The sequence below is a fragment of the Brevundimonas mediterranea genome, assembly GCF_011064825.1.
GTDB lineage: Bacteria > Pseudomonadota > Alphaproteobacteria > Caulobacterales > Caulobacteraceae > Brevundimonas > Brevundimonas mediterranea_A.
In genome coordinates, this window is the sequence record NZ_CP048751.1 from 251,899 (window position 1) to 277,959 (window position 26,061).

Here is a 26,061-nt window from a genome sequence, read left to right on the forward strand (position 1 = left end):
TCCGATGCTATAGCCCCCCGCAACCCACCTGTGGCAAGAGCCGCGCTGCATTTCCGCCCCGATTCCAGGCCCGAACACCATGAGCGACACCCAAAAGCCTCTCGAAAACGGCCTGACCTACGCCGATGCGGGCGTGGACATCGACGCAGGCGAGATGCTGGTCGAACACATCAAGCCCCTGGCCAGGTCCACGGCGCGCCCCGGTTCGGAGCCGTCGCTGGGCGGTTTCGGCGCCCTGTTCGACCTGAAGGCCGCCGGATTTGAAGATCCGCTGATCGTCACCACCACCGACGGCGTCGGCACCAAGCTGAAGATCGCCATCGAAACCGGCCGTCATGACGGCGTCGGGATCGACCTGGTCGCCATGTGCGTCAACGACCTCTTGGCCCAGGGCGCCGAGCCGCTTCTGTTCCTCGACTACTACGCCACCGGCCGTCTGGAGATCGACGCCGCCCGCCGCGTCGTCGCCGGCATCGCCGAGGGCTGCCGCCAGGCCGGCTGCGCCCTGGTCGGCGGCGAAACCGCTGAAATGCCCGGCATGTACACCGACGGCGACTATGATCTGGCCGGCTTCAGCCTGGGCGCGGTCGAGCGCGGCCACGCCCTGCCCTATCTGGACCGCCAGGCGGCCGGCGACATCATCATCGGTCTGGGCTCCACGGGTCCGCACTCGAACGGCTATTCCCTGGTCCGCAAGGTGGTCGAGAAGTCCGGCCTGGCCTGGGGCGACGACGCCCCCTTCGCCAAGGACCGCTCCCTGGCCCAGGCCCTGATGGAGCCGACCCGCATCTATGTGAAGCCGGTCCTTCCCCTGATGAAGGCGGGCCTGGTCAAGGGTGCGGCCCACATCACCGGCGGCGGCCTGATCGAGAACCCGCCCCGCTGCATCGCCGAGGGGCTGAAGGCTTCGTTCGACTGGAACAGCTGGCCCATGCCCCACGTCTTCCAGTGGCTGGCCGAAACCGGCGGCATCAGCGACCACGAGATGCGCCGCACCTTCAACTGCGGCGTCGGCTTCATCCTGATCGTCTCGCCCGAAAACGCCGAGCCGGTTCTGGCCGCCCTGCTCAACGCGGGCGAGGTCGCCTTCGTCTGCGGACAGCTGGAAGCGGCCTGATCCTTCGACGCGCCGGTTTCGCATGAAACAAGGGCCGGAGGCGGCGACGCCTCCGGCCCTCTTGCGTATCAGCGCGCCCCGCCGTTCGCCGTTTCGCTGTAGAAGCGCGACAGGTCGGCGTGCAGCTTCACCAGGGCGTCGTGGCTCAGGTACATCATGTGCCCGCCCTCATAATAGGTGAACTCCAGGTTCGGCCTCAGGCTGGGCTCCAGCATCATCTGGGCCAGGTCGAACTCGGTCGAGAAGAAGGGGGTGGCGGCGTCGTAATAGCCGTTCAGCGCCATCACCTTCAGATACGGATTGCGCCGCATCGCCGTGGCCAGATCGACCGCCGTATTCGGTGTCGTCTGCGGCCCGCCGACCGGCGGACGGTGGTTCCAGTTCCAGTTGAAGCCCGGCAGGCCCCGCGCCGACATCCGGTATTCGACGTCGGTGTCGTACTTCAGCTCATTGGCCACATAGTCGCGGAAGATGCCGAAATAGGCCCCCGTCACGGCCGAGCTGGAGGGATCGTCCTCGGGCGAATCCCCAGAGGCGTCGTCGTCCAGACCCAGATAGCGGGTGTCCAGTCGCCCGATGGTCTGGCGCCGGTCACGCAGCAGTTCCTTGCGGAAGCTGCTCAGCTCGACCCGCAGATTGGCGTTGTCGATGAAATTGGGCGACAGGCCGGTCAGTTCGCTCATCTGACGCACGATGTCGGCGCGCTCGGCGTCCGAGATCATATGCCCCTTGGCCAGGGCCGAGGCGTAGGGTCCGAGCGCGAAGTCGCGCGCCCGCTGCACCTGTTCCTCCACCGTCGCCGCCGGATGGGCCAGCTTGCGGTGATACCAGGCCGTCGCCGCATAGGTCGGCAGCAGGGTGACGAAATTCTGCGGATAGCCCGGCTGACGCACACCGTAGTTCATGATCGAGGACAGCAGCACCACCCCATTCAGCGACATGCCCCGGTCTTCCAGCTGGAAGGCCACGGCGCCGGTGCGCAGGGTGCCGTAGGATTCGCCGATGATGTATTTCGGGCTGGACCAGCGGCTGAACTTGGTCGTGTAGCGCATGATGGCGCGGGCGAAGGCGTCGGCGTCCTGATCCACGCCCCAGAAGGCCGAACCCGCCGTCTCGCCCAGCGGCCGCGAGAAGCCCGCCCCCACCATGTCGATGAAGACCAGATCCGTCTGGTCCAGCAGGGTCATATCGTTGGGACCAAAGGCGAAGGGCGCGGGCCGCACCACCGTCGGCTCGTCGGTCTGGACCCGCATCGGCCCGAACGAGCCCATGTGCAGCCACACCGTCGGCGAGCCCGGCCCGCCGTTGTACAGATAGGTCACCGGCCGCGTCCCCACCGGCTGACCGTCCAGCGTATAGGCGGTATAGAACAGGCTGGCCGTCGGCATGCCCGCGTCGTCGCGGATCGTCAGCGTCCCCGCCGTCGCGTGATACCGCAGGGTCTTGCCATGGGCGTTGACCGAATGGGCCGTCGTGACCTCGGCCTCCTTGACCGGCGCGCGCGCCCAGTCCTTTTCGATGGCGTCGGCGTTGGCGTTGCGGAACCGGTCGGTCGCCGAGCGCATCGCGCCGCCGCTGGCGCCGCTGTTCGAACCGCTCTCCTGAGCGAAGGACGCTGCGGGCGCGCCCAGCATCGCAGCCATGGCCGCGAGGCAGATCAGTCTCTTCATGCGATAATCCCCTGTACCCGCCGCCCCTCAGGACCCCTCGTCGGATGGGCGACGTTACACGGTAACGTCCGAACACGGCGGACAACAAGAGCGGATCGCGTTTGATCCTTGCCAAGCGTCGCCCGCCCCGCCATGGGGGCGGCCATGTCGTCCCGAGCCGTTTCTCCCGTCCGCGTCGCCGTCCTGATCTCCGGGACCGGCTCCAACATGGCCGCCCTGATCGACGCCGGTCAGGCCGCCGACAGCGGCTATGAGGTCGCCCTGGTCCTGTCCAACATCGAAGACGCGGGCGGCCTGGCCATCGCCTCGGCCAAGGGCGTCGCGACCGTCTCCATCCCCCACAAGCCGTTCGGCAAGGACCGCGAGGCCCATGAGCGGGCGGTTGACGAGGCCCTGCGCGCGACCGGCGTCGAGGTGGTCGCCCTGGCCGGCTATATGCGGATCCTGACGCCGTGGCTGGTGCGCGCATGGGAGGGCCGGATGCTGAACATCCACCCCAGCCTGCTGCCCCTCTATCCCGGCCTCGACACTCACGCCCGCGCCATCGCCGCCGGCGACGCCGAGGCCGGCTGCACCATTCATCTGGTCACCGAAGGCGTGGACGAAGGTCCGATCCTGGGCCAGGCCCGTGTGCCGATCCTGGGCGACGACACGCCCGCCGCCTTGGCCGAGCGGGTGAAGACGGGGGAACATGGGTTGTATCCGCAGGTGCTGACGAGCTTCTGCAAGGGTTTGGCGCGGGCCTGAACCTCTCCATGCTGCGCCGTCAGGCCCGGTCCGAAGGCGCATAATCCGGCGTCAGGTACCGGGTCAGCATCAGGGCGGTTTCCTCGATAAGCCGCGCGCGTTTGTCAGGCGTCAGAGCGCAGGCCTGAACCACCAGGGCATGCGCCGCCTCGACCACTGTGGTGGCGTGCCATTCGCGGTCCTGGGGCAGGACATGCCGTGCGCGGAGCGCCAGCAAGCGATCGACGACGACCCGGGTGTGATCGAGCAATGCGATGCTTTCCGGACTGCTGGAGCCGCGCACGGCCCGATAGACGTGTTGATAGGCGGGATGGGCCTGATGAAAGTCCGTCAGCGCATGCAGGACCCATTCGACCGCCTGACGCAGGGGCCAAACCGCAATGCCCGCCTGCTCCTGACGGCTCAGAATCTGTTCCGTCTCGTGCACATAGCGCATCGCCAGCATCTCGATGATCGCGCGCTTGTGGGGGAAGAAGCGATAGAGCACCCCGACCGACGTACTGGCCCGCGCAGCGATCATATTGGTCGTGGCGTTGTCCACGCCCATTTCGCCGATCACTTCGGCGGCGGCGTCGAGGATCTGCTCAACCCGCCGACGGCCGCGATCCTGGACCGGCGGCCGCCGCACAGGCCCGCTTCCGGTGGGCCCGGGACCGTCCTGAGCATCCGTCGGGTTGGCGGCCATGGGTCTCCCTGTGACTTGGACTTCGCCCGGCCTCATTCGGCGACGACGGAGCGAAGGGCTTCCTCGACTACCAGTCTTGTCAAATGAGAGCAAATACTCCAGTTCTTGAGTACTGCGGACACGGATGGACTCTCATGAGCAGGATTGGCGGCAAGACGGTTCTGATCACCGGCGGGGCGTCCGGGATCGGCGCGCTGATGGCGCGGAGGTTCGTCGCTGAGGGCGCCGCGCATCTGGTCCTCTGGGATATCCAGGCGGAGGCCATGGAGCGACTGGCCCACGACTTGGCCGGGGACGGCGTCGCCGTGTCGACCTATCTGGTCGATCTGGCCGACCCCGAACGTATCCGCGCCACGGTTCAAGAGATGAACGAGGCCGCGATCAAAGTGGACATACTGGTGAACAACGCCGGCGTGGTGACCGGTCGGCCCTTCGTCGCCCACAGCCCCGACGACATCGCGCGAACCATGGATGTGAACGCGCTGGCGCCGATGTATGTGGCGCACGCCGTCCTGCCCGGCATGATCGCCCGGGGCGGCGGCCATATCGTCAACATCGCCTCCGCAGCCGGCCTGGTTTCCAACCCCAAAATGTCGGTCTACTGCGCCAGCAAATGGGCCGTGATCGGCTGGTCCGATTCCCTGCGCATCGAAATGGAGCAAGAGGCGACCGGCGTGAAGGTCACGACCGTCATGCCCTATTACATCGACACCGGCATGTTCCAGGGCGTGCGTTCGCCCGTCATCCCCATCCTCAGACCCGACAAGGTCGTCGATCGGATCGTCGCGGCGATCAAGACGGACAGGATCGTTCTGCGACTGCCGTGGATTGTGAACCTTTTGCCCCTGGTCCGCGGTCTTCTGCCGGTACGATGGTTCGACCTGATCGGCGGGCGCTGGCTGGGCGTCTATCATTCGATGGACGACTTCCAGGGAAGGCGATGAGGTTCAGGCGTGGGCCGCTGACCGCATCCACCGAGAACCACCTCTCGCCGGATTACGAAAACTTCATGCGACAGGCCGCCGCACCGGCGCAAAGGTGCGGCCGACAAAAATCGGGACCCTATCCTTCATGAATCGTATTCGCCTTATGGCCGCCTGCTCGGCCTGTATCGTCGTCGCCCTGACCGGCGGCGCCTCGGCCCAGGACCATTCGCACGACGCGCACGGCGCCCCCGCCCCCTTCGGCGCCTGGGGCTTTGACCTCGCCGGCCGCGACACCAGCGTCAAGCCGGGCGACGACTTCAACGAATACGCCAACGGAACCTATCTCCGCACCACCGAGATCCCCGCCGACAAGGCCCGGTTCGGTCCCTTCGACGTCCTCTATGAGAACGCCCAGGCCCAGCTCCGCTCGATCATCGAGGCCAGCGCCGCCAATCCGGTCAACGCCAACGCCCAGAAGGTCGGCGCCCTCTACGCCAGCTTCATGGACGAGGCCCGCGTCGAACAGCTGGGCGCCGCGCCCATGGCCGCCGACCTCGCCGCCGTGAAGGCCGTGACCGACCACGCCGCCATGGCCCGCCTGATGGGCGCCAGCCATTCCGGCTTCGGCGGCTCCCTGTTCGGCGTCGCGGTCTTCGAGGACCTTCAGAACCCGAACATCAACTCGGCCTATCTGGCCCAGGGCGGGCTCGGTCTCCCCGACCGCGACTATTATCTGAAGCCGGACTTCGCCGCCCAGCGCGAGGCCTATCTGGCCTATCTGACCCAGACCCTGACGGCCATCGGCTGGACCAATCCGGCCCAGAGCGCCGCCGACATCCTGGCCTTCGAGACCAAGGTCGCCGAGAAACACTGGACCACGGTCGAGCGTCGCCAGATCGACAAGCTCTACAACCCCACCAAAGTCGCTGACTTGGCGACGTTCGCTCCCGGCTTCGATTGGACGGCCTTCCTCGACGGCGCTCAGGTGGGGAACCTCGACACCCTGGTGCTGATGGAGAACACGGCCTTCCCGGGCATCGCCCAGGTCTTCGCCGAAACCCCGATCGAGACCCTGAAGGCGTGGGAGGCGACCCAGATCGTCGATCAGGCCAGCCCCTATCTGTCCAAGGCCTTCGTCGACGCCCGCTTCGACTTCCGCGGCAAGACCCTGCGCGGCCAGCCCGAGAACCGTCCCCGCTGGAACCGCGGCGTGGCCCTGGTCGACGGCCAGTTGGGCGAAGTCCTGGCCCAGGAATATGTCCGCCTGCACTTCCCCGCCTCGTCCAAGGCCCAGATGGAGACCCTGGTCGACAATATCCGCGCGGCCATGACCGAACGGCTGAAGACGCTCGACTGGATGAGCGAGGCGACCCGCGAACAGGCCCTCTACAAGATGTCCAAGTTCGGGGTGAAGATCGGCTATCCGGACAAGTGGCGGTCGTATGACGGTCTCGAACTGACCGCCGGCGACCTGTACGGCAATGTCGAACGCTCCTCGGCGTTCGAATGGGCGTATCAGCGCGGCAAGATCGGCAAGCCGGTCGATCCGCTGGAATGGGGTATGACGCCCCAGACGGTGAACGCCTACTACAACCCGCCGCGCAACGAGATCGTCTTCCCGGCCGCCATCCTGCAGGCGCCCTTCTTCGATCCGAACGCGGACCCGGCCGTCAACTACGGCGGCATCGGCGCGGTCATCGGCCACGAGATCACCCACGGCTTTGACGACCAGGGCCGCAAGTCCGACGGCGACGGCGTGCTGCGCGACTGGTGGACGCCGGAAGACGCCGCCCGTTTCGAGGCGCGGGCCAAGGTTCTGGGCGACATCTACAACAGCCTGGAGCCCCTGCCCGGCGTTCACGTCAACGGCGACCTGACCATGGGCGAGAACATCGCCGACCTGGGCGGCCTGCTGCTAGCGCTGGACGCCTACCACAAGTCGCTGAACGGCCAGCCGGCTCCGGTGATCGACGGCCTGTCGGGCGACCAGCGCGTCTTCCTGGGCTGGGCCCAGGTCTGGCGCGAGAAGTCGCGCGAGGCGGCGCTGAAGGAACAGCTGACCACCGATCCGCACTCGCCGGGCTCGGTCCGCGCCGCCACCTCGCCGCGCAACATCGACGCCTGGTACGCCGCCTTCGGCGTCTCGCCCGACCAGAAGGCCTACATCGCCCCCGAGGCCCGCGCCCGCATCTGGTAAGCGGTCACGCAGCCCGAACGGAAAAGGCCCGGAGCATCGCTCCGGGCCTTTCTTTTTCAGCCGTTGGGCTTTTTCAGCACAGGGCTGAAGGTCTTACTTCGGCGTGGTCGCTGCACCGGCGACAGCGCCGATCGCGGCGCCCGCCACGGTCGAACCGGTGTTGCCGCCAACGACCTGGCCGGCGACAGCGCCACCCAGGGCGCCGGTGGCGGCGCGTTGTTCCATGGTCTGGCCACAGGCGGCCAGTAAGGCCACGGCGCCGATGACGGGGGTCAGTTTCAGCAGGGTTTTCATAAGGCTACTCCGGGGGGACTGAGACGAGACTGACCCAACGAAAAGGCCCGCGTCCGGTTCCGGACGCGGGCCTTAATGTCTCAGTCGCTGTTGCGAGCTGCGGAACGCGACTTGAGCGCCGACTTTGCGCTAGGTCGGGACGCGGTCCCTCGCGACTTGAGCGCCTTAGCCGACGATCTGGTCGTCGGTGAAGAACTGGGCGATCTCGATCTTGGCGTTGTCCTGGCTGTCCGAACCGTGGACCGAATTCTCGCCGATCGACAGGGCGAACAGTTTGCGGATCGTGCCTTCGGCGGCCTGTTCCGGGTTGGTGGCGCCCATGATTTCACGATAGGCGGCGACGGCGTTCTCGCCTTCCAGCACCTGGACGACGACCGGCTCGGCGGTCATTTGCTCGACCAGTTCGCCGTAGAACGGACGCTCGGCGTGGACTTCGTAGAACTTCTTGGCCTGGTCGGTCGACAGCTTGACGCGACGCTGGGCCACGATGCGCAGGCCGGCGCCTTCGATCACGGCGTTGATCGCGCCGGTCAGGTTGCGGCGGGTCGCGTCGGGCTTGATGATCGAGAAGGTGCGTTCGGTCATGGGAATTGACTTCTTGTTAGGGAGACTAAGGGTCGCGGGCTTATAGCGACGCCCCGCCCCCGCGCCAAGCCTGTCTTATCAGCAGGCGATGGCGCGCACGTGACCGGCGGCGGCATAGTCGAGGATGGCGCGGTCGCGGGTGATCAACGGTACGTCAAGTTCGCGAGCGATAGCGATCATCAGTCGATCCGCTGGATCGCCGTGGATCGGCTCCGGGAGGTTCCACGCGGCAAACGCAATCTGGTGGTTCATCGGAGCCATCCAGACGCCCGGCGCGCTCAGGACATTGTCGAACCATGTCGCGGCGTCGGGTTGAAACAGTCGTCCCGTCGGGCTTTGCCGATTTCGCGCAAGCAGACCGATCTCCCAAGCGGAGACCACCGACACGAGGATTCCGTCTTCGGCCTGCGCGGCCTGTATCGCGGCACGGGCCTCAGGTCGCAAATCGCGATCCAGTTGCGCCCGAATGATCGCGTTGGTGTCCAACAGTATCGCCGCTTTGGACTGCCCCGCCTTGGACAGAGCCCCCAGCCCTCGCCCCACGGCCCTTGTCGGCTTCAAGCTCAACGCAGACCGCTCATCGGATCACAGACGCCATCCACTTCGGGGTCATAGATTGGACCATCGATGTCCAGATCGTCCGGCAGATCGACGCTTCCAGCCTGCCAGCCGATGAAGTCGCCTCTATCCTCTGGCGCAGCGGAACCGGCGACCACCGCCACCTCCTTGCCGCGCTTGGTGATGCGAACCCTGCGGATCTCGCCCGAGTTCACGCGATCCAGCAGGTCCAGGCACTTGGCCTTGAACTCCGTGGCCGTTATGACGACCTCGCCGCTTACAAGATCATACGTCATGACTGGTCATATAGAGATGACCGGTCAGAAAGTCCATTGCGCCTCCCATGCTCCAGATCACCGACCTGACCTTCAACGCCTGGGGCCGCAAATTCCTCGTGGACGCCTCCGTCAGCCTGCCGCCGGGCGCCAAGGTCGGCCTGGTGGGCCGCAACGGCATCGGCAAGTCCACCCTGTTCAAGCTGATCCTGGGCGAGTTGAACGCCAACGGCGACGAGATCAGCCTGCCCAAGACCGCCCGCATCGGCTCGGTCGACCAGGAGCACCCGGCCACACCCGTCAGCGTCATCGACACCATCCTTGAGGCCGACGTCGAACGCCACACCCTGCTGGGCCGGCTGGAGACCGCCGAGCCGGAAGAGATGGGCGAGATCTGGTCGCGCCTGATCGAGATCGACGCCGACGCCGCCCCCGCGCGCGCCGCCGAAATCCTGGTCGGCCTGGGCTTCGACCAGGAGAACCAGGCCCGGCCCATGTCCGAGTTCTCGGGCGGCTGGCGGATGCGCGTCGCCCTGGCCGCCGCCCTGTTCGCCGAGCCGGACATGCTGCTGCTCGACGAACCGACCAACTACCTCGACCTGGAAGGCGCCCTGTGGCTTGAGGCGCGGCTGAAGAAATATCCGCACACGGCCCTGATCATCTCCCACGACCGCGAGATGCTGAACGAGGTCTGCACCCATATCCTGCACCTCGCGAACCACACCCTGACCCTCTACACCGGGAACTACGACGCCTTCGAAAAGGCTCGCGCCGAAAAGGCCCGGCTGCAGTTGTCGGCCAAGGCCAAGCAGGACGCCGAACGCGCCCACCTCCAGGCCTTCGTCGACCGGTTCAAGGCCAAGGCCTCCAAGGCCGCCCAGGCCCAGTCGCGGATGAAGCGGCTGGAGAAGATGCAGCCCGTGGCCACCACCATCGAGGAACGGGTCGCCCCCTTCACCCTGCCCTCGCCGCCGCGCCCACTGGCCCCGCCGCTGATCCGGCTGGAGCGAGCCAATGTCGGCTATGACGTGGGCAAGCCGATCCTGCGCAATCTGAACCTGAGGATGGATCTGGACGACCGTATCGGTCTGCTGGGCGTCAACGGCGCGGGCAAGTCCACCTTCGCCAAGATGATCGCCGGCGCCCTGGACGTGTCCGAGGGCGAACTGCACCGCGACCGCAAGATGCGCGTGGGCTGGTTCCACCAGCACCAGATCGAGGCGATGGACCCGACCGACACGCCGCTGGAGATCATCCGCCGCGCCATGCCGGACGCCCCCGAAAGCGCCCGCCGCTCCAAACTGGCCCAGTTCGGCTTGGGCTATGAGAAGCAGGAGACCACGGTCGACAGCCTGTCGGGCGGCGAGCGCGCCCGACTGCTGCTGAACATGGTGGCCATGGACGCGCCCCACGTCCTGATCCTCGACGAACCGACCAACCACCTGGACATCGACAGCCGCCGCGCCCTGCTCGACGCCCTGAACGACTATTCCGGCGCCGTCATCCTGATCACCCACGACCGTTCGCTGATGGAGATGGTGGCCGACCGGCTGTGGCTGGCCGCCGACGGCACGGTCAAGCCGTTCGACGGCGACATGGACGACTACGCCAGGTTCGTTCTGGACCGCGCCAAACAGGCCATCGCCAAGCCCAGCCAGATCAAGAAGGAAGAGGCCGCCGCCGCTCCCGCCGCCCAGAACAACAAGGGCAAGAAGAACGACCGCAAATCAGGCCCTTCGCCCTCGACCCTGCGTCACGCGGTCAAGAAGGCGGAGGAGACCATGGCCCGCCTGACCGCCGAGATCGCCCGCATCGACGACGACATGGCCAACGCCGCCGTCAACAACCCCAAGGCCCTGGAAGGCCTGACCCGCGCCCGCGCGAAGACCCAGGCCGACCTGGACGCCGCCGAGGTCGCCTGGGTCGCGGCGGAAGAGGCGCTCGCCGAGGTGGCGTGATGAAGCCGATCAAGTTCAGTCGGGAGGAAACCGCCGCGATAGCGGCGAAGCTGCGACCCTATTTTCGGGACGAACTGGACGTCGAACTGCGCGACCTTCAGGCCCAGATGCTGATCGACTTTCTCAGTTCCGAGATCGGGCCCTTCTTCTACAACCGCGCCCTCTACGACGCTCAGGCGGTGCTGAAGAAAAGGGCCGACGACATCTCTGAGGCTATCGCCGGGCTGGAACGCAGCGAGTGACCGCGTCCCCTCTCGGTTTAGGACGGGAAAGACACCCTGGCCTTCGTCGCCGAGGCGGGGTGAGGCGGCGGGTCGCCGTCGTTCGGAAATATCGGTTCTCGCAGAAGAGTTTACTTCTTCCCTCCTGATCACCGGCTTCAGACGAAAGCTTGACCATTGCTGGTCGCACCAGCCCATTGCCACGGGTCGAGCGACTATCTACGGTCATGCGCCCGTCGGAAGCAGATTTGGTCATGAATAAATCTATCGGTGTGACCAGCGAGCGCCTCGGGCGCATCGTCGAAGAAGCTGCGAGCGAAGTCTATATATTCGGCGAGCCCGACTTCTACTTTCGACTCGTCAACAGGGGCGCCCGCGACAATCTCGGCTATAATTCCGAAGAACTCTCACGGCTGACACCCTGGGATCTGAAGCCGAACATCAGTCGTGCCGATTTCCTGAGACTGATCAAACCCCTCCAATCTGGCGAGGTCGACAGACTTGACTTCGACACCCTCCACCAACGCAAGGACGGCAGCACATACAATGTGTCCGTCAAGCTTCAACTCTTTGACGACGGCGATGACGCGGTCTTCTATGCCGCCATCAAGGATACGACGGATTATCGGCGGGTTGAGGCCGCGCTGCGAGAAACAGCCACCCGACTTGATGTCATATTGAGCAACACGACCATGGCCGTCTTCCTCATGGACGAACGACAGCACTGTGTATTCATGAACAGGGCGGCGGAGAAACTCACGGGCTATGCTTTCGCGGAAACGACCGGACGTCCCCTCCATGACGTGATTCATCACACCTATCCGGACGGCTCGCCCTTCCCTCTCTCGGAGTGCGCCATCGACCGCGCGTTTCCGGAACAGGCCGGGACGCAGGGCGAGGAGGTCTTTGTTCATAAGGACGGCTCCTTCTACCCTGTCGCCTTCACGGCCAGCCCGATCTACGACAGCGAGGCGAAGGTCATCGGCACCGTCATCGAAGCGCGCGACATCAGTGAGGAGAAGCGCAACGAGGAGGCCCGCCAGCTGCTGATGAACGAGGTCGATCACAGGGCGCGCAATGTTCTCTCGATCGTCCAGTCGCTCACGCGACTGACCCGCGCCGACGACGTCGCGACCTACAGGGACGTCCTCGCCGGGCGGATCGGCGCCCTCGCGCGCGCGCAGACCTCCCTGGCCAGTCGGCGTTGGGAGGGCGGCCGGCTGGAGGATGTGGTCAGGGAAGAGCTGGAAGCCCTTTGCCCCAGGGACACCGTGGACACCCACGGCCCCGAGATCGGGCTTTCGCCCGAACAGGTCCAGCCCCTCAGCATGCTGCTCCACGAACTGGCGACCAACGCCAACAAATACGGAGCCTGCAGCAATGGCGGCGGCCGTGTCTCGGTGACCTGGACGCTGAAGGAGGGTCAGGTGACGCTCCAGTGGCGCGAAACGGGCGGCCCCACGGTTGTTCCGCCGACCCGGGAAGGCTTCGGATCCTCCCTGAAGGCCAGCGTGGTCCGTCAGCTGGGCGGCGCCCTGACCCGCCAGTGGGCGACCGACGGGCTGATCGTCGAAGTCGCCTTCCCGCTCGACCCGCTGCAAACGCCGGCCTGAACGCAAGCCTTCCGGTCGCGAGCGGAGGCGCTCGGGGGCCCTCCTCGACGAATACAGGCCTGGCGAACCCCTGTCCGCTTTCCGGACCGCACCCCAGGTCACAGTTCGACCCATTGCGGACGTTGGCGGATTGAACCTAGGAGAGCTGATGATCATCGCCACGATGTTGTTCGCTGTTTATCAATCGGAACCGCCTACCGCAGCGCGGCCTGAACCTGCCGTCTGTGAACTATCCGAGCGTGACCTAACGACAGGATCTCGGCTTTGGTGCCCTGCCGAGCTCCGGAGGCAAGTGCCGCAAAGCCTAATGACGACGATGCCCATCGATGGGATCGGCAAGGGATGGGCGCTGTTGAAATGCGACCTCGGTGAAGGTGGCGTGACGACGGCGTGCAGTCTTGTCGCCGAGTCGGAACCGGGTTCTTCGTTCGGCGCATGGGCAACACGCGTTCAGCTCAGGGCGACCGCGCAGGGCACCGATGGTAGTTTTCCCCCGGCTGGCGATAGCTACTACGCCTTTGCTCGATGGGAAGTTCGCTAGCGTCTGCTTCCCATCTGTGGACGCCCCCTTCAGCGCAAGAGTGATTTTCGGGAATTTCTGACACGTAGTCGGATGCTGCCATCTGTCCGGCCTGTTGATGCGGTCGCTCAAAGACCGCTGGCCTGTATGGGAGTTCGCGGATCCGGTCCAAATCACCCACGGCGTGCTCGAAGCACAGTGGAAAGCCCTGGTTTTCCTGATCCCGTCTCGCCGACTGTTGCGCCATACGCTCCTTCGCTCATCCCTACGCTTCGACGTCTCGCGGTCGTGCTGGCTAGGCCGACACGACCGGAGCTCGGTAGACATCGCCCTTGGCCAAGAGCGCCCAGACTATGCGGGCGTTCTTGTTCGCCAAGGCGACGATGACCAACATCTTGGGCTTTCTCTCCAGCATCTGGCTCAGCCAGGAACCTGCTGGCGCGCCCCGAATGACGGCCTGTTTGATCACCGCGCTGGCCCCGATGGTCAGCAGCCGTCGAAGCGTTCGCTCGCCCATCTTGGTGATCGCGCCGAGCTTCTGCTGACCGCCGGTGGATCGTTGTCGCGGCGTCAGTCCCAGCCAGGCGGCGAAGTGCCGACCGCTCTTGAAGGCTTCGGGTGACGGGGCCAGTGCGACCAAGGCTGTAGCTGTGATGGGACCGATCCCGGAATGGTCATCAGTCGACGCGCAACCGGATCGTTCTTGGCCCGGGAAGCAATCTCCGCATCGAGCACGGCGATCTGCTGGTCCAGCGATCGGAGGGTCGAGACCAGGACGAGAAGAATCGTCCGCGCGGCGGTTGGAAGCGCCTCTGCCGGATCTTCGACGCGCGCGATCAACCTATCGACGTGCGGAACGCCCTTGGGAACAATCCAGCCGTATTCGGCCAGGTGACCGCGCAGGGCGTTGATCGTCTGGGTTCGCTGCCGGACCAGAAGGTCGCGGGCCCGAAAGACCACGCTGCTGGCCTGCTGCTCCTCCTCCTTCAGCGGCACGAACCTCATACTGGGGCGCTGCGCCGCCTCACAGATGGCTTCGGCATCGGCCGCATCGTTCTTCTGACGCTTCACGAACGGCTTTACATAGATGGGCGGGATCAATCGGATCGTATGACCCTGGCGGGCCAGCTCACGCCCCCAGTAATGGGCGCCGGCGCAGGCCTCCATCGCCACCACGCAGGGCGACAGGCCAGCGAAGAACGCCAGCAATCGGCCTCGACCCAACTTCTTGCGAAACACCACCTCGCCCGAGGCATCAGCGCCATGCGCTTGAAAGATGTTCTTGGCGAGATCCAGACCGACAGTGCTAACTTGTTCCACGGACGCCTCCTTCGAGTGCTGTTCAACACCTCACTCTGGCACATAGATGCCGTCGGGGGGCGTCCACCCCATCACCCTAAGCGGAAGCTCAGCGCTTCCGCTTAGGGTGTTCATAGCCCCTTATGCCGGGCAGCGCGTCTCGGTCTGGCTGGAGTCCAGCTTGATCTCGGACACCGACACCGTCAGCGTCCCGCTGGTCGCCATGTGGAATGGAACCTCGACCTTCGACAGGTCCCCGCCGTCGGTGCGGAAACAGGTCAGGGGGATGCGGGCCTCGCGCCACTGGCCCACCGGGGCCGAGCGCAGCAGGCCGGTCAGGTCGATGGCTCCGCCGCCCAGCTTGAAGGCCACAGGCGCGCTCGGCGCAGCGTCCACCCGGTAGCGGAAGCCCAGGGCCACGGCCCCATTGGCCTGACGCGTCAGATCAACGGGCGTGCCCCAGATCTCGACACTGGCCGCTCCCGTTCCCGCAAAGGCGAACTGCTGGCCGCTTTCCTGGGCCAGGTCGTCGACCGGGCGCGAGGCGACGCCGGCGCGCGGGCTGGACGCCGTCTTGGCCGTGCCGGGCCGGGTCTGTCCCCCGGCGTCGTTCAGCAGCAGGCTCCACGGCGAGACGAACCGGCCGTCGACGAAATAGCGGTCCAGATTGGTCGCCTGGGCCGAGACCCCGCTCTCCTCCGACAGCATCCCAACCGTCGCCGGCGCGGCGTAGCTGAGGCCATAGCCATAGGCGAACTGGGGATCATAGCCCGGCTGGCCGTGGTTCAGCGGCGTCCCCGTCGCATCCTTGGGCCAGCTGAAGGACAGCTTGCCGTGGAAGTCGTTGCGCGGCTTGCCGTCGGCGCCGCCCACCAGAATGTCGGCGACCCCGCCGCCCTCGGTCCCAGGCAGCCAGGCGGCCACGAAGGCGTCCGAGGCGTTGATCTCAGGGTTGGTCCACATCGGCCGCCCCGACAGGAAGACCGACACGGTTGGAATGCCCGCCGCCTTCAGCCGCTTCAGCGTCTCCAGCGGCGCGCTGGGCACGTAATCCAGATTGTCCACGTCGCCCTGGAACTCGGCATAGGGGGTCTCGCCGAAGACGACGATGGCCACGTCCGGTTTCTGGGTGAAGCTCCCGTCCGCGCTCAGGGTCGCGCTCCCGCCCCCCGCCTTCACGGCCTCTTCGATCCCGCCCCAGATCGACTGGCCCTGGGGGAAGTCGGCGTTGGAATTGCCCGTCCCCTGCCAGCTCAGGGTCCAGCCGCCGGAGGCCTGGCCGATGTCGTCGGCCGCCGTCCCCGCCACCAGCACCCGCGCATTGGCGCGGACCGGCAGGACGCCGTCGTTCTTCAGCAGCACCAGCGACTTGCGCACCGCCTCGCGCGCCAGGGCCCGGTGCGCCGGCGAGGCCAGTTCCTCGAACCGGCCCTCGACCGGCCGCGTCGGTTCGAACAGGCCGGTCTTGACCTTGGCGATCAGGATGCGGCGCACCGCTTCGTCCACCCGCGTCGCCGGGATCTCGCCCGACCTGGCCTGGGCCAGGGTCGAGGCGTACAGCGGCTTCCAGCTGTCGGGCGCCATCAGCATGTCGATGCCGGCGTTGACGGCCAGGGCGCAGCTCTCATTGGTGCAGCCCGGCAGTTGCCCATGGGCGTTCCAGTCGGACACCACGAAGCCCTTGAACCCCAGGGGCCCGCGCAGCACGTCGGTCAGCAATGTCGGGTTGCCCGAGTGCTTGTAGCCGTTCCAGCCCGAGAAGCTGGCCATGATCGACAGCACGCCCGCGTCGATCGCCTGGACATAGCCGCCCAGGTGGACGTCGATCAGCTCCTGCTCCGCGCCCCGGAAGTCGCCCTGGTCCTCGCCCTCGAAGGTGCCGCCGTCGGCCAGGAAGTGTTTCGCCGATCCGGCGATATGGCCGGGCGCCAGCGGCCGCCCCGGCTGCAGCTCGCCCTGGAGCCCCAGGGTCATCGGCCCGGCGTAGGACCGCTGGACCTCCGGGTCCTCGGCATAGCCCTCGTAGGACCGGCCCCAGCGGTCGTCGCGCGGCACGGCCAGGGTCGGGCCGAAGGTCCACTCCGCCCCCGTCACCGCAACTTCCAGCGCCGTCGCCGCGCCGATCCGCCGGATCAGGTCCGGATCACGCGCCGCGCCCAGGCCGATATTGTGCGGGAAGATGGTCGCGCCGGGGACGTTGTTGTGCCCATGCACCGCGTCGATGCCGTAGATCAGCGGGATGGTCGTGCCGCCGCGCGCTTCGTTGGCGGCGCGGTAGGCGCGGGCCAGGTCCAGCCATTTCTGCGCCGTCGCCCTGTCGTCGCCCCACGGACCGGAGCTGCCGCCCGCCAGGATCGAGCCCAGCGGATAGGTCTTCAGATCGTCCGGCGTGATCGAGGCGATGTCGGCCTGGATCAGCTGCCCGACCTTCTCCTCCAACGTCATCTTCGCCATCAGTTCGGTGACGAAGGCCTCAGTCCGCGCGTCGCTGATCGCCGCCGGGGTCGCCGCATGGGGCCACAGGGCCGGATGGGCCCGCGAGGCCTCGGGAACCGCAGCCGTCTGGGCAAAGGCTGGGGCGCCGCCGCCTACGGCCAGGGCCAGAACCATCAGGGACACAGTCGTGCGCATCGGATTTTCCTCGCAGGATGAACCAGGAGGCGTGCGTCTGACGGATCGGAAGACAGGCGGACAGGCGCGGCGGAACGACAACGTTCCGACCCTTCACCCCGTGCGTCTGCTCCCGAGCGATCGATCCGCCGCCCTTCGGCGCGGATTAAGGAACGGGACGCGGCGAACCGTCAAGCCATTTTTGAGAACGTTCTCAAGATCACCCCGCGCACGATGTCGCAGGGCGACCGTGAACCACGTTTCATGGCCTGGGCGTCGCCAGCAGACGTCCGTCGCCATAAACGCCGCCCAACCGCCCCGTCCGCGCCCAATCCAGCACAGCCTGGTAGTAGCCGGGGGCGTAGCCGATCGCGGTGCGCTTGCCGTCCGCCGTCGTCTCGAACCGGACGATGCCGTGGTCGGTGTCCGGGTATTCCAGCAGGGTGACCGGTCGCCCCTGGGCCGCTAGGTCGATCAGCCGTTGTCGTGTGGCTTCGGGCGGCGCGCCGGTGTCGTCCTCCGCCTGGATCCACAGCATGGGCGCGTCCAGACGGCTCAGCACCGGCAGCGGATCATAGTCCCACGAGGTTCCGACATCGAGCACCGGGGCCATGGCGACGATCTGGTCGTTCGGCGTGTTCAGCAACAGGCCGGTGAACTCGCCCTTGATATCGGCGAACCAGGGCTGGGCCCGATACTTGGCTCGAACGGCCTCCAGACCGTCGAATCCGACCGCGCCGCGCGAGGCGATGAAGGCGCCGGTCACATCGGTGATCTCACGCGCCTGTTCCAGCACATCGGCGCCCCAGCCCTTGGCCTTCAGATCGAGCATCACCTGGTCGCTGTCCTCCGCCAGCGCGCCATAGGCCAGGCCGAAGCCGACGGTGACGAAGTCCACCCGCGTCAGGCTGGCGGCCAGCGGCGCGATCCAGCCGCCCTGGCTGGCGCCGTGCAGGCCGACTCGGCCCGCCCGATCTCCGGCCAGCCGACGGGCCTCGACCACGGCGGCGGCGGCGTCCGCGGCCAGAACATGGAAGTCCTGAGTATAGCCCCCCTCCGATCCGCCAGAGCCGCGCTTGGCGTAGACGAAGACCCCGACGCCCGAGGCCGGGGCGAACCGTTGGAAGGCGTTGAAGTCCAGCGCATTGGCGCCTTCCGATCCGTGAACCTCGACCATGATGGGGACCGGCCCGTCGCCCGGCGGCAGGATCAGCCGCCCCTTGAGCCGCGTCCCGCCCTGCCCGACGAAAGTCGTCTCCCGCACGTCCAGAACCAGACGGCGCCCAGTCTGGCCCTCAAAAGCAATCCGTCCCTCTTCGCAGGACCCAAGCTGCGGCTGCGGACCTTCGACGCGGGCGGTGAACCCCAGCGTACTGACCCATTGGCCTCGGGCGTCCAGCATCATCCTGCCCGTGGACCCGTCGAGCCGACGCCACCGCAGCCCCTCGTCCGCCAGCGGCGCGACGTCCACCCAACTGCCGTCGTCCAGCCGATAGACCCCAACATGACAGGCCACGGCCGGATCAGGCCGCGCATCGACGTCGGCTCCCGGCGCCTGGGCCAGAGCGGGAACGGCGACAGCGGAAACGACGAGGGTCAGGGCGGCGATGAGCCAGGATTGCGACATGGGTGTTCCGATCAGGGTTGGGTTCTCGCCCAACGCCATTGCCGCGCCGCCGCCGGCTCGCTAGGCCCGACTTCGCGAACGGCGCCGTAGGTGCGCGAACGGGACGGCATGGGCCACAGGGCGAAGACCATCATCGGAGCGAAGTCCGCGCGACGCTGGGCCGTCGACGCCGTCATGCTCGCCGCCATGGGGCTGTTGCTGGGATTTCTAGGGCCCTTCGATTCGGACAATGCGCCCCTCGCGAGCCGCTATGCCTATTGGATGGTCTGCATGCTGGGCGGCGGATTGATCGCCGTCGCCGTGGACGAGAGCCTGGGCCGGCGCCTGCCCGTCCTATGGCGACGGGTTGTCGTCACCTCGGCGCTCGCCACCCCGCTGGTGACCCTGTTCGTCGTCGTGACCCAGCACCTGATGTTCGCAGAGCAGCGCTGGTCGATCTATCTGCCGCTGCTCTGGCAGGTCTGGCCCATCATGCTGGCGGCCATGGCGGTCCGCGCCCTCGTCTGGCGTCGGCTTCCCACGCGGGTCGAGACCCGCACCCTCGTCGTCCCGCCCCTGCCCGAGGCCGAGGCGGTCTTCCGCCGCAGACTGTCGGCCAAACGCCGCAGCGCCCGACTGATCGCCATCGAGGCGCACGACCATTATCTGCGGGTCCATACCGATGCGGGCGCGGAGTTGATCACCCTGCGGTTCGCCGACGCGCTGGATGAACTGTCACGCGCGCACGGATGGCGCGTTCACCGCTCATGGTGGGTGGCGGCCGATGCGGTGCAAGAGGTGCGCTGGCGGCGCGGTGTCGGCGAGATCCGCCTCGTCGGCGACCTGACGGCCCCGGTCAGCCGGACCCATGGCCCCGTGCTGAAAGCGGCGGGCTGGCTCTAGCGGCCCGCCCGCCGGTCGTGCGTGATCGCCCGGTCTGGGCCGGACGATCACGACGTAGAACGAAAACTATTCAGGCAGGTCTTCGGCCAGGATCGCCATTTCGAACATGAACGAGCCTTCCTCGTCCTCGTCCTCGAAGACGATGCCGATGAACTCGTCGCCGACATAGACTTCGGCCGAGTCGTTCTGCTTGGGACGGGCCTTCACGATGATGCCGCCGGTGTTGAAGGTGCGCTTGAGGTGGGCCTCGATGCGCTTCAGGTCGGTGTCTTTCACGGGGGGCCTCATGGTCTTGGGTTGGCGGCGGACCCTAGAGAAGTCGGGCGTTGAGGGAAACCCGTCAGATCACGAAGTCGTACACCACGTCCGCCAGCGTATGGTCCATGGTCCGCGCCGGCTCGGCCCCGGTGGGGCAGTTGACCAGCCGCGCCGGCACCCCGGCCACGGTGCAGCCCGACGGCACATCCTTCAGCACCACCGAGCCCGAGGCCACCTTGGCGTAGTCGCCGACGTGGATATTGCCCAGCACCTTGGCCCCGGCGCCCAGCAGCACCCCCTTGCCGATCTTGGGATGGCGGTCGCCGCGTTCGGCCCCCGTGCCGCCCAGGGTGACATTGTGCAGCATGGACACATCGTCGCCGACCACCGCCGTCTCGCCGATGACGATGCCGGTGCCGTGGTCCAGGAACAGCCCCTTGCCCAGCCGCGCGGCCGGATGGATGTCCAGCTGGAACAGTTCGGAGATTCGGCTCTGGAAATGGAAGGCCAGGGTCTCGCGCCCCTGCCCCCACAGCCAATGGGCCACGCGCCACCCCTGCAGCGCCTGGAAGCCTTTGAAATACAGGAAGGGCTGCAACAGGTTGCGGATCGCCGGGTCGCGCTCGGCCACCGCCTGCAGATCGGCTTCCGCCGCCGCGACCATGGCCGGATCGGCGACGAAGGCCGACAGGCAGACCTCGCGCACCGACATGGCGCTCATTTCCCCGTCGGCCAGCTTGCGCGCGATCTGGAAGCTGAGCGCGCCGGCCAGGTCGTCGTGCGACAGGATGACCGCATTCATCTGCGAGCCCAGCTGGGGCTCCTCGCGCGCGGCGGCCTCGGCCGAGGCGCGCAGCTGGCGCCACACGCTGTCGGTTTCCGCAACGACTTCAAGCTTGGCCATGCCGGGCTCCTTCGGCGACATCATACCCGCCCCAGCATGGCCTGCGCCAGCGCCGGAGGCAGGGCTCCATTCTGCGCCATATGATAGGCCTTGTACGCCGTCGCCACCGTCAGACTGTCGCGCACCGTCCCGCGCCCGATCTCGTCGAGCAGATCCAGGAAGGGCACGCGCACGACGGCGATGATCTCCGTCGGGTCCGGCGCGACCGGCGCAGGGCTCAGGCCCCAGGCGATCCAGGTCTTGCCGATCTCGTCGGTGATGGAGTTGGACATCTCGACCGTCAGGGCCGGCGCCCAGTGCGCGGCCTCCAGCCCCGCCTCCTCGGCCAGTTCGCGCCGGACCCCGTCGAACGGATCCTCGTCCAGGGGCGCCCCGCCCTCGGGCATTTCCCAGGAATAGTTGGCCAGGGCGAACCGCTGCTGGCCCACCAGCACCACCGTCCCGTCGTCATGCACCGGCAGCACGCCGGTCCCGACGTTCTTGAACCGCACGACGGCGTAGTCGGCTGCATGCCCCGTCGGCGCCGTCGCCGGATGTCGGGTCAGGCTCAGCCACGGGCTGTCGAACAGAACCTCGGTTCCGTCGCTGCGCCACGCCGGCGGCTTGACCAGTCCCTCGGCCCATTTCGGTTCGTCGGAATTGCTCATGGCTCACCTATGGCGAAGGCGGGGAGGAAAGCCTAGCTAGACCGCATGACCGAGTTGCCCCTTATCCCCCTGAACGCTCCCCTGCCCGCCCCGGTCCCCTCGCAGGACCTGCGCGACCGGCTGGCCACGCGCCGCTCCGCCCCGGCCCAGGCCCTGACCGCCCCCGGCCCGACCGAGGCCGAGCTGGACCAGATCCTGACCCTGGGCGCCCGCACCCCCGATCACGGCAAGCTCTTCCCCTGGCGGTTCGTGGTCCTGGGCCCGCTCAGCCGCGCCCGGATCGCCGAACAACTGGCCGTCCTGGCCGAGACCCGCGACAAGCCGGCCAAGGACCAGGCGGTCCTGGCCAAGCTGACCGCCGCCCCCCTCACCATCCTGGTCGTCTCGACGCCCGTCCCCGCCGCCAAGCCGGTCTGGGAGCAACAGCTGTCGGCCGGCGCCGTCTGCATGAACCTGGAACACGCGGCCGGCGCCTTCGGCTATTCGTCCAGCTGGATCACCGACTGGTACAGTTACGACCCCCAGGCTGTGGCCCTGTTCGGCCTGACCGAGGGCGAAACCGTCGCCGGCTTCATCCACATCGGAACCCTGACCGAACCCGCCCTGGAACGCCCCCGCCCGGACATGGCCGCCAGGGTCACGCGCCTGCCGTGACTTCCTCCTCCGGCCGGTGCACCAGCGACCCCAGCACCACCGAAATGATCATCAGCAGGAGCCATGCTTCGAGGAAACGATCGCTCACTATCTCCTCTCCCTGCCAGAGAAGGTGGCGGCCGAAGGCCGACGACGCATGAGGGATCACACGAACCTCGACGCTCTCAGGACTGGCTACATTGCTTCAGATTCCGTCCTTGATGGCTCGATATGGTTTCCAGTTGCTGTGGAGTTTTTCGTCCTGGGGCACACCAGCGCCGCCCCAAAAGCAAATAGACGTTGAAAATTGTACAGTGTAGCTAAAAACTTCGGGCATGGCTCCAGCAGCAATTTTTATTGAGAGCTGATCACCAAAGTCCAAATTCGGCCGCTGTCCAACAAACTTGTGACTCCAAGCCGGGTCGAGGGCCTTAATAATGCTATTGGCCGATCCATCCTGACTTTGAAACCAACGCCCCATTACAATATGCTTGGTCGTCAGAATTTGCCCTGATTGTTTGTAGAATAGGGCGGCCGCCAATTTTCGATTGAAAAAATCCATATGTGAGCCAACAGTGGCCGGAACCTTCACAACCGGCTCATCGAACAAAAGCTCTCCCGGTTGGCGCCTTATACCTAAGCGAGCCAGCATCTCTCGTTTCTCGTTCGCCGAAGGAAACAAATCTGGAAATGCCTCTGGATTATTGTTTTTAACTCCACTCATGAGACGCTGAACATCCGCATCGCGAAAGTTCTCGTCAGTAAAATCCGACACCCGGATGTAGAATGCAACGACTTGCTCAGCACGACTGATAGCCGCGTTGCACGATCTACAAGCTGGAAAACTCCAAGCCTCTGGCCCTATTCTATCTCGAAAACATATTCGGGCGGGGCAATGGTCTTCCGTCTCCGCAGTATCTCCACAATAACAGCACGCCGGATGATCGATCAAAAAGCGACGCAAGCGGCTCAATTTTTCTCCCACCGTTTCGCTTCCCTACATAACTCGGCAGACCTCCAGTACGCCCTCACCCCCGCCCGCGATACGTCGGCACGCCCTGGTCCGGCAGCCACAGCCCCTCCGGCGCCACCCCCGTCTGCCAGAAGACGTCGATCGGAATCCCGCCGCGCGGATACCAGTACCCCCCGATCCTCAGCCATTTCGGCGCCAGCAGGTCCGCCAGGCGCCGGCCGATGGCGACGGTGCAGTCCTCGTGGAAGGCGCCGTGGTTGCGGAAACTGGTCAGGTACAGTTTCAGGCTCTTGGACTCGACCAGCCAGTCGCCCGGCGCATAGTCGATGACGATATGGGCGAAGTCCGGCTGGCCCGTCACCGGGCACAGGCTGGTGAACTCGGGCGCCGTGAACCGGGCCAGATACAGCGTATCCGCATGCGGGTTCGGCACCCGCTCCAGCACGGCCGTCTCGGGGCTGGTCGGGGCGGCGGTCTGGGCGCCGAGTTGGCTGAGGTTGTCGGTGTAGTGGGTCATGCCGCGCATTTAGGCGTTTGCGGCGCGTAAGAAAATCCTCCGGGCGAACCGCCCCATTCCAGACCCCATCCGCGTCCGGCCCCCTCCACCGCGAAGACGCGGTCCCCCTCCCCCAGACGGGGGAGGACTACGAAGCCGACGACCGAAATCCTCCCCCATTGGGGGAGGGGGACCGCCGCGCCTCTTCGCGCGGTGGTGGAGGGGGCGCGCCGCGCACGAGGCTTGTGGCGTTCAACGCCCCTAGTTCCGCAGATTTTTCCTCAGCCTTTCAACGCTCTGACGTCAAAAAACCCTGCTCAACCCGCCATGCCTTGAAATCCGGCTATAATCACCCCCATCGGATGGGAGGGCCGAAATTGGACTCATTAGACTCATTAGACTGTGTTTTCACCGTCCAGCTTCGCCGCCGATTTCAGACGATTCATACGATTCAGACTCTGTTTTTTCGTCGGCGAGTCTGAAATCCCGTCGCCCGAATTCTCCCCGATTGCCTTCCCCCGCGACAGCCCGCTAAGCGTAGCGAAACGAAACCCAGGAGACGCCCGTGGCCATTCCCGCTTCGCTTCAAAAAGGCCTGACCCTGCCGATCATCTCGGCGCCCATGTTCCTGGTCTCCGGCCCGGACCTGGTGGTCGAGGCCTGCAACGCCGGGATCATCGGCACCTTCCCGTCGCTGAACCAGCGCACGGCCGAGGGCTATCGCGACTGGATTCACGAGATCAAGGGCCGGCTGAAGCCCGGGGCCGCCGCCTTTGGCGTCAACCACATCGTCCACCCGACCAACCCCCGGCTGATGGCCGACATGACGGTGTCGGTCGAGGAGAAGGTGCCGCTGATCATCACCTCGCTGGGCGCCGTGCGCGACGTGGTGGATGCGGTCCACGGCTACGGCGGCGTGGTCTTCCACGACATCGCCAACATCCGCCATGCGCGCAAGGCGGCCGAGGCGGGCGTCGACGGCCTGATCCTGGTCGCCAACGGCGCGGGCGGCCACGCCGGGATCATCAACCCCTTCGCCCTGGTCAACGAGGTGCGCAGCTTCTTCGACGGGACCATCATCCTGTCCGGCGCGATTTCGACCGGTCAGGACGTGGCAGCGGCCCTGATGCTGGGCGCCGACTTCGCCTATATGGGCACCCGGTTCATCAACACGACCGAGGCCATGGCGGCCGACGCCTACAAGCAGATGATCATCGACAGCGGCTCGACCGACATCGTCCACACCCCGGCCGTGTCCGGCATCCCGGCCAACTTCATGTCCAAGTCACTGATCGAGAACGGGATCGACCCCAAACACCTGCCCGAGCACAAGCTGGACATGGGCGACGAGGCCAAGGCCTGGAAGACGGTCTGGTCCGCCGGCCAGGGCGCGGGCGCCATCCACGACGTCCTGCCGACCACCGAACTGGTCGGCCGCCTGCGACAAGAGTTCGCTCAGGCCACGGAACAGTTTTCAGCCAGGACCGCAAACCTGTAAGGCTCCTTCGCGCATCCCGCGCGTTGGAGCCCGCATGATCCGAATCCCCTCGCTCGTTCCCTCCGCCCTGCTGGGTTCCCTGCTGGTCCTGACCGCCGTCGTCCCCGCCCAGGCCCAGACGTCTCCCGGCCGCGGCGTCTGGGGCTTCGAGGTCGAGGCGGGGACGGACAACCGCTCCAAGGCCGCCTCCAAGTCGGGCAACGACGCCTATGTCTCCGCCTACGCCGCCTGGGAGAGCGACGACGGCCGGATCTATGTCTCCCCCGGCTTCCAGACCATCCAGGCGGGCGGCTCGAACATCGAGACCGACTGGATCGTCGGCTACCGGCCCGAGGCCTTCGGCTACGCCTTCGACCTCAACCTCGCCTACAAGCGCCGCCTGGACGTCGATCCCGGCTACGACGCCGACGGCCTGGAGCTGAGCGCCGAGGTCAGCCGCGCCGTCGGTCCCGCCCAGGCGGCCCTGCTGGTCCAGTACGCCCCCGACGCCCCCGGCCTGACCCGTTCCTACGTCTGGGTCGAGGCCGAACTGGGCTGGACCTTCTCGCCCCGCCTCGACGGCTCGGCCGCCATCGGCCGACGCGAACAGGACGGCGGCCCCGACTACACCGGCTGGAACGCGGGCGTGACCTACGCCCTGACCGACGCCCTCGCCCTCGACCTGCGCTACTACGACACCGACGCCGCCGCGTTGGACGAGCAGTACGAGGACGCCGTCGTCGCCCGGCTCGCCTACGCCTTCTGACGCCCTGCCCTTGCGCCCCGGGCCAAGGCCGCCCATATGGGGAGGGTCGATCTCTCTGCGTAACGCCGCTGCTCCCTTTGCATCACGCACCGAGGTCCAAACGCCGATCCCATTCAGACCCGA

Annotated in this window: 25 protein-coding genes and 1 pseudogene; 12 read left to right on the plus strand and 14 right to left on the minus strand. The window is 66.4% G+C overall.

The window, feature by feature from the left end; genetic code table 11:
- The first annotated feature begins 79 nt into the window (after positions 1 to 79).
- Positions 80 to 1,117, plus strand: coding sequence for a phosphoribosylformylglycinamidine cyclo-ligase (gene purM, locus GYM46_RS01250; RefSeq protein ID WP_008261223.1), 1,038 nt, complete (start codon positions 80 to 82; stop codon positions 1,115 to 1,117).
- A 68-nt stretch (positions 1,118 to 1,185) separates the two neighbouring features.
- Here the strand turns inward: purM and GYM46_RS01255 are convergent, their stop codons facing one another.
- Positions 1,186 to 2,787, minus strand: coding sequence for a S10 family peptidase (locus tag GYM46_RS01255; protein WP_035307891.1), 1,602 nt, complete (start codon positions 2,785 to 2,787; stop codon positions 1,186 to 1,188).
- Between the two features lie 144 nt (positions 2,788 to 2,931).
- On the opposite strand from GYM46_RS01255, the gene purN reads away from it, so the two are divergent.
- A complete protein-coding gene (gene purN, locus GYM46_RS01260) occupies positions 2,932 to 3,534 on the plus strand; it encodes a phosphoribosylglycinamide formyltransferase (protein ID WP_035307907.1) in 603 nt (200 codons plus the stop codon).
- Positions 3,535 to 3,553: 19 nt separating this feature from the next.
- On the opposite strand, the gene GYM46_RS01265 is transcribed toward purN, so the two are convergent.
- A complete protein-coding gene (locus GYM46_RS01265) occupies positions 3,554 to 4,219 on the minus strand; it encodes a TetR/AcrR family transcriptional regulator (RefSeq protein ID WP_050771610.1) in 666 nt (221 codons plus the stop codon).
- 134 nt (positions 4,220 to 4,353) lie between these two features.
- Between GYM46_RS01265 and GYM46_RS01270 the strand changes: the two genes are divergently transcribed.
- On the plus strand, positions 4,354 to 5,163 hold the full coding sequence (locus GYM46_RS01270) for an SDR family oxidoreductase (protein ID WP_008264123.1): 810 nt from the start codon (positions 4,354 to 4,356) through the stop codon (positions 5,161 to 5,163).
- 127 nt (positions 5,164 to 5,290) lie between these two features.
- Entirely contained in the window at positions 5,291 to 7,342 is a 2,052-nt protein-coding gene (locus GYM46_RS01275) for a M13 family metallopeptidase (RefSeq protein ID WP_035307890.1), read from the plus strand.
- Between the two features lie 93 nt (positions 7,343 to 7,435).
- Here GYM46_RS01275 and GYM46_RS01280 read toward each other — a convergent pair whose 3' ends face one another.
- From GYM46_RS01280 to GYM46_RS01295, 4 genes are all read right to left on the minus strand, one after another.
- A complete protein-coding gene (locus GYM46_RS01280) occupies positions 7,436 to 7,636 on the minus strand; it encodes a hypothetical protein (RefSeq protein WP_008260739.1) in 201 nt (66 codons plus the stop codon).
- A 165-nt stretch (positions 7,637 to 7,801) separates the two neighbouring features.
- On the minus strand, positions 7,802 to 8,221 hold the full coding sequence (gene ndk / locus GYM46_RS01285) for a nucleoside-diphosphate kinase (protein WP_008262562.1): 420 nt from the start codon (positions 8,219 to 8,221) through the stop codon (positions 7,802 to 7,804).
- 78 nt (positions 8,222 to 8,299) lie between these two features.
- Positions 8,300 to 8,707, minus strand: a complete 408-nt coding sequence (locus GYM46_RS01290; RefSeq protein ID WP_008260634.1) for a type II toxin-antitoxin system VapC family toxin — start codon at positions 8,705 to 8,707, stop codon at positions 8,300 to 8,302.
- A 77-nt stretch (positions 8,708 to 8,784) separates the two neighbouring features.
- A complete protein-coding gene (locus GYM46_RS01295) occupies positions 8,785 to 9,075 on the minus strand; it encodes a type II toxin-antitoxin system Phd/YefM family antitoxin (protein ID WP_008258831.1) in 291 nt (96 codons plus the stop codon).
- Positions 9,076 to 9,122: 47 nt separating this feature from the next.
- Between GYM46_RS01295 and GYM46_RS01300 the strand changes: the two genes are divergently transcribed.
- The 4 genes from GYM46_RS01300 to GYM46_RS01315 all read left to right on the plus strand — a co-directional run bounded on the left by GYM46_RS01300 (position 9,123) and on the right by GYM46_RS01315 (position 13,387).
- Complete coding sequence (locus GYM46_RS01300; protein ID WP_008264366.1) at positions 9,123 to 11,012, plus strand: ABC-F family ATP-binding cassette domain-containing protein; 1,890 nt, start codon at positions 9,123 to 9,125, stop codon at positions 11,010 to 11,012.
- Positions 11,012 to 11,254 (plus strand): DUF2164 domain-containing protein, encoded by a 243-nt coding sequence (locus GYM46_RS01305; protein WP_008261018.1) that lies wholly within the window; start codon positions 11,012 to 11,014, stop codon positions 11,252 to 11,254. The genes GYM46_RS01300 and GYM46_RS01305 overlap by 1 nt, the downstream gene beginning before the upstream one ends.
- A 233-nt stretch (positions 11,255 to 11,487) precedes the next feature.
- Positions 11,488 to 12,846 (plus strand): PAS domain S-box protein, encoded by a 1,359-nt coding sequence (locus GYM46_RS01310; RefSeq protein ID WP_040349997.1) that lies wholly within the window; start codon positions 11,488 to 11,490, stop codon positions 12,844 to 12,846.
- 148 nt (positions 12,847 to 12,994) lie between these two features.
- Entirely contained in the window at positions 12,995 to 13,387 is a 393-nt protein-coding gene (locus tag GYM46_RS01315; protein ID WP_155988122.1) for a hypothetical protein, read from the plus strand.
- 274 nt (positions 13,388 to 13,661) lie between these two features.
- Here GYM46_RS01315 and GYM46_RS01320 read toward each other — a convergent pair.
- From GYM46_RS01320 to GYM46_RS01330, 3 genes and pseudogenes are all read right to left on the minus strand, one after another.
- Positions 13,662 to 14,686: pseudogene (locus tag GYM46_RS01320) on the minus strand (IS110 family transposase).
- A gap of 120 nt (positions 14,687 to 14,806) precedes the next feature.
- A complete protein-coding gene (locus tag GYM46_RS01325; protein WP_008259223.1) occupies positions 14,807 to 17,296 on the minus strand; it encodes a glycoside hydrolase family 3 protein in 2,490 nt (829 codons plus the stop codon).
- 241 nt (positions 17,297 to 17,537) lie between these two features.
- A complete protein-coding gene (locus GYM46_RS01330; protein WP_050771608.1) occupies positions 17,538 to 18,902 on the minus strand; it encodes an alpha/beta hydrolase family protein in 1,365 nt (454 codons plus the stop codon).
- A 90-nt stretch (positions 18,903 to 18,992) separates the two neighbouring features.
- Here GYM46_RS01330 and GYM46_RS01335 point away from each other — a divergent pair, with 90 nt between their 5' ends.
- Positions 18,993 to 19,784: a LytTR family DNA-binding domain-containing protein gene (locus GYM46_RS01335; RefSeq protein WP_232216220.1), complete on the plus strand. Its 792-nt coding sequence runs from the start codon at positions 18,993 to 18,995 to the stop codon at positions 19,782 to 19,784.
- Positions 19,785 to 19,850: 66 nt separating this feature from the next.
- On the opposite strand, the gene GYM46_RS01340 is transcribed toward GYM46_RS01335, so the two are convergent.
- From GYM46_RS01340 to GYM46_RS01350, 3 genes are all read right to left on the minus strand, one after another.
- Positions 19,851 to 20,060 carry a DUF3126 family protein gene (locus GYM46_RS01340; protein ID WP_008261149.1) on the minus strand — a complete coding sequence of 70 codons (210 nt, stop codon included), beginning with the start codon at positions 20,058 to 20,060 and terminating at the stop codon, positions 19,851 to 19,853.
- Between the two features lie 64 nt (positions 20,061 to 20,124).
- A complete protein-coding gene (gene cysE / locus GYM46_RS01345) occupies positions 20,125 to 20,946 on the minus strand; it encodes a serine O-acetyltransferase (RefSeq protein ID WP_035307878.1) in 822 nt (273 codons plus the stop codon).
- 20 nt (positions 20,947 to 20,966) lie between these two features.
- Complete coding sequence (locus GYM46_RS01350) at positions 20,967 to 21,593, minus strand: NUDIX domain-containing protein (protein ID WP_008263489.1); 627 nt, start codon at positions 21,591 to 21,593, stop codon at positions 20,967 to 20,969.
- A gap of 45 nt (positions 21,594 to 21,638) precedes the next feature.
- On the opposite strand from GYM46_RS01350, the gene GYM46_RS01355 reads away from it, so the two are divergent.
- Positions 21,639 to 22,247 (plus strand): nitroreductase family protein, encoded by a 609-nt coding sequence (locus tag GYM46_RS01355; RefSeq protein WP_008262251.1) that lies wholly within the window; start codon positions 21,639 to 21,641, stop codon positions 22,245 to 22,247.
- A 184-nt stretch (positions 22,248 to 22,431) separates the two neighbouring features.
- On the opposite strand, the gene GYM46_RS01365 is transcribed toward GYM46_RS01355, so the two are convergent.
- A complete protein-coding gene (locus tag GYM46_RS01365) occupies positions 22,432 to 23,199 on the minus strand; it encodes a hypothetical protein (RefSeq protein ID WP_156796410.1) in 768 nt (255 codons plus the stop codon).
- A 55-nt stretch (positions 23,200 to 23,254) separates the two neighbouring features.
- Positions 23,255 to 23,716 carry a preQ(1) synthase gene (gene queF / locus GYM46_RS01370; protein WP_040349994.1) on the minus strand — a complete coding sequence of 154 codons (462 nt, stop codon included), beginning with the start codon at positions 23,714 to 23,716 and terminating at the stop codon, positions 23,255 to 23,257.
- Positions 23,717 to 24,260: 544 nt separating this feature from the next.
- On the opposite strand from queF, the gene GYM46_RS01375 reads away from it, so the two are divergent.
- Together GYM46_RS01375 and GYM46_RS01380 are read left to right on the plus strand one after the other, a co-directional pair.
- The gene (locus tag GYM46_RS01375) at positions 24,261 to 25,193 is read left to right on the plus strand and encodes an NAD(P)H-dependent flavin oxidoreductase (RefSeq protein WP_008261410.1); all 933 of its coding nucleotides are present in this window, start codon (positions 24,261 to 24,263) and stop codon (positions 25,191 to 25,193) included.
- 34 nt (positions 25,194 to 25,227) lie between these two features.
- Entirely contained in the window at positions 25,228 to 25,938 is a 711-nt protein-coding gene (locus GYM46_RS01380) for a TorF family putative porin (RefSeq protein WP_008263569.1), read from the plus strand.
- Positions 25,939 to 26,061: the final 123 nt, after the last annotated feature.

Excerpts from the sequence above, each read along its gene's own strand:
- purM (WP_008261223.1), top strand. The coding sequence starts at position 80 with ATGAGCGACACCCAAAAGCCTCTCGAAAACGGCCTGACCTACGCCGAT.
- GYM46_RS01255 (WP_035307891.1), bottom strand. The coding sequence starts at position 2,787 with ATGAAGAGACTGATCTGCCTCGCGGCCATGGCTGCGATGCTGGGCGCG.
- purN (WP_035307907.1), top strand. The coding sequence starts at position 2,932 with ATGTCGTCCCGAGCCGTTTCTCCCGTCCGCGTCGCCGTCCTGATCTCC.
- GYM46_RS01265 (WP_050771610.1), bottom strand. The coding sequence starts at position 4,219 with ATGGCCGCCAACCCGACGGATGCTCAGGACGGTCCCGGGCCCACCGGA.
- GYM46_RS01270 (WP_008264123.1), top strand. The coding sequence starts at position 4,354 with ATGAGCAGGATTGGCGGCAAGACGGTTCTGATCACCGGCGGGGCGTCC.
- GYM46_RS01275 (WP_035307890.1), top strand. The coding sequence starts at position 5,291 with ATGAATCGTATTCGCCTTATGGCCGCCTGCTCGGCCTGTATCGTCGTC.
- GYM46_RS01280 (WP_008260739.1), bottom strand. The coding sequence starts at position 7,636 with ATGAAAACCCTGCTGAAACTGACCCCCGTCATCGGCGCCGTGGCCTTA.
- ndk (WP_008262562.1), bottom strand. The coding sequence starts at position 8,221 with ATGACCGAACGCACCTTCTCGATCATCAAGCCCGACGCGACCCGCCGC.
- GYM46_RS01295 (WP_008258831.1), bottom strand. The coding sequence starts at position 9,075 with ATGACGTATGATCTTGTAAGCGGCGAGGTCGTCATAACGGCCACGGAG.
- GYM46_RS01300 (WP_008264366.1), top strand. The coding sequence starts at position 9,123 with ATGCTCCAGATCACCGACCTGACCTTCAACGCCTGGGGCCGCAAATTC.
- GYM46_RS01305 (WP_008261018.1), top strand. The coding sequence starts at position 11,012 with ATGAAGCCGATCAAGTTCAGTCGGGAGGAAACCGCCGCGATAGCGGCG.
- GYM46_RS01310 (WP_040349997.1), top strand. The coding sequence starts at position 11,488 with ATGAATAAATCTATCGGTGTGACCAGCGAGCGCCTCGGGCGCATCGTC.
- GYM46_RS01315 (WP_155988122.1), top strand. The coding sequence starts at position 12,995 with ATGATCATCGCCACGATGTTGTTCGCTGTTTATCAATCGGAACCGCCT.
- GYM46_RS01325 (WP_008259223.1), bottom strand. The coding sequence starts at position 17,296 with ATGCGCACGACTGTGTCCCTGATGGTTCTGGCCCTGGCCGTAGGCGGC.
- GYM46_RS01330 (WP_050771608.1), bottom strand. The coding sequence starts at position 18,902 with ATGTCGCAATCCTGGCTCATCGCCGCCCTGACCCTCGTCGTTTCCGCT.
- cysE (WP_035307878.1), bottom strand. The coding sequence starts at position 20,946 with ATGGCCAAGCTTGAAGTCGTTGCGGAAACCGACAGCGTGTGGCGCCAG.
- GYM46_RS01350 (WP_008263489.1), bottom strand. The coding sequence starts at position 21,593 with ATGAGCAATTCCGACGAACCGAAATGGGCCGAGGGACTGGTCAAGCCG.
- GYM46_RS01355 (WP_008262251.1), top strand. The coding sequence starts at position 21,639 with ATGACCGAGTTGCCCCTTATCCCCCTGAACGCTCCCCTGCCCGCCCCG.
- queF (WP_040349994.1), bottom strand. The coding sequence starts at position 23,716 with ATGACCCACTACACCGACAACCTCAGCCAACTCGGCGCCCAGACCGCC.
- GYM46_RS01380 (WP_008263569.1), top strand. The coding sequence starts at position 25,228 with ATGATCCGAATCCCCTCGCTCGTTCCCTCCGCCCTGCTGGGTTCCCTG.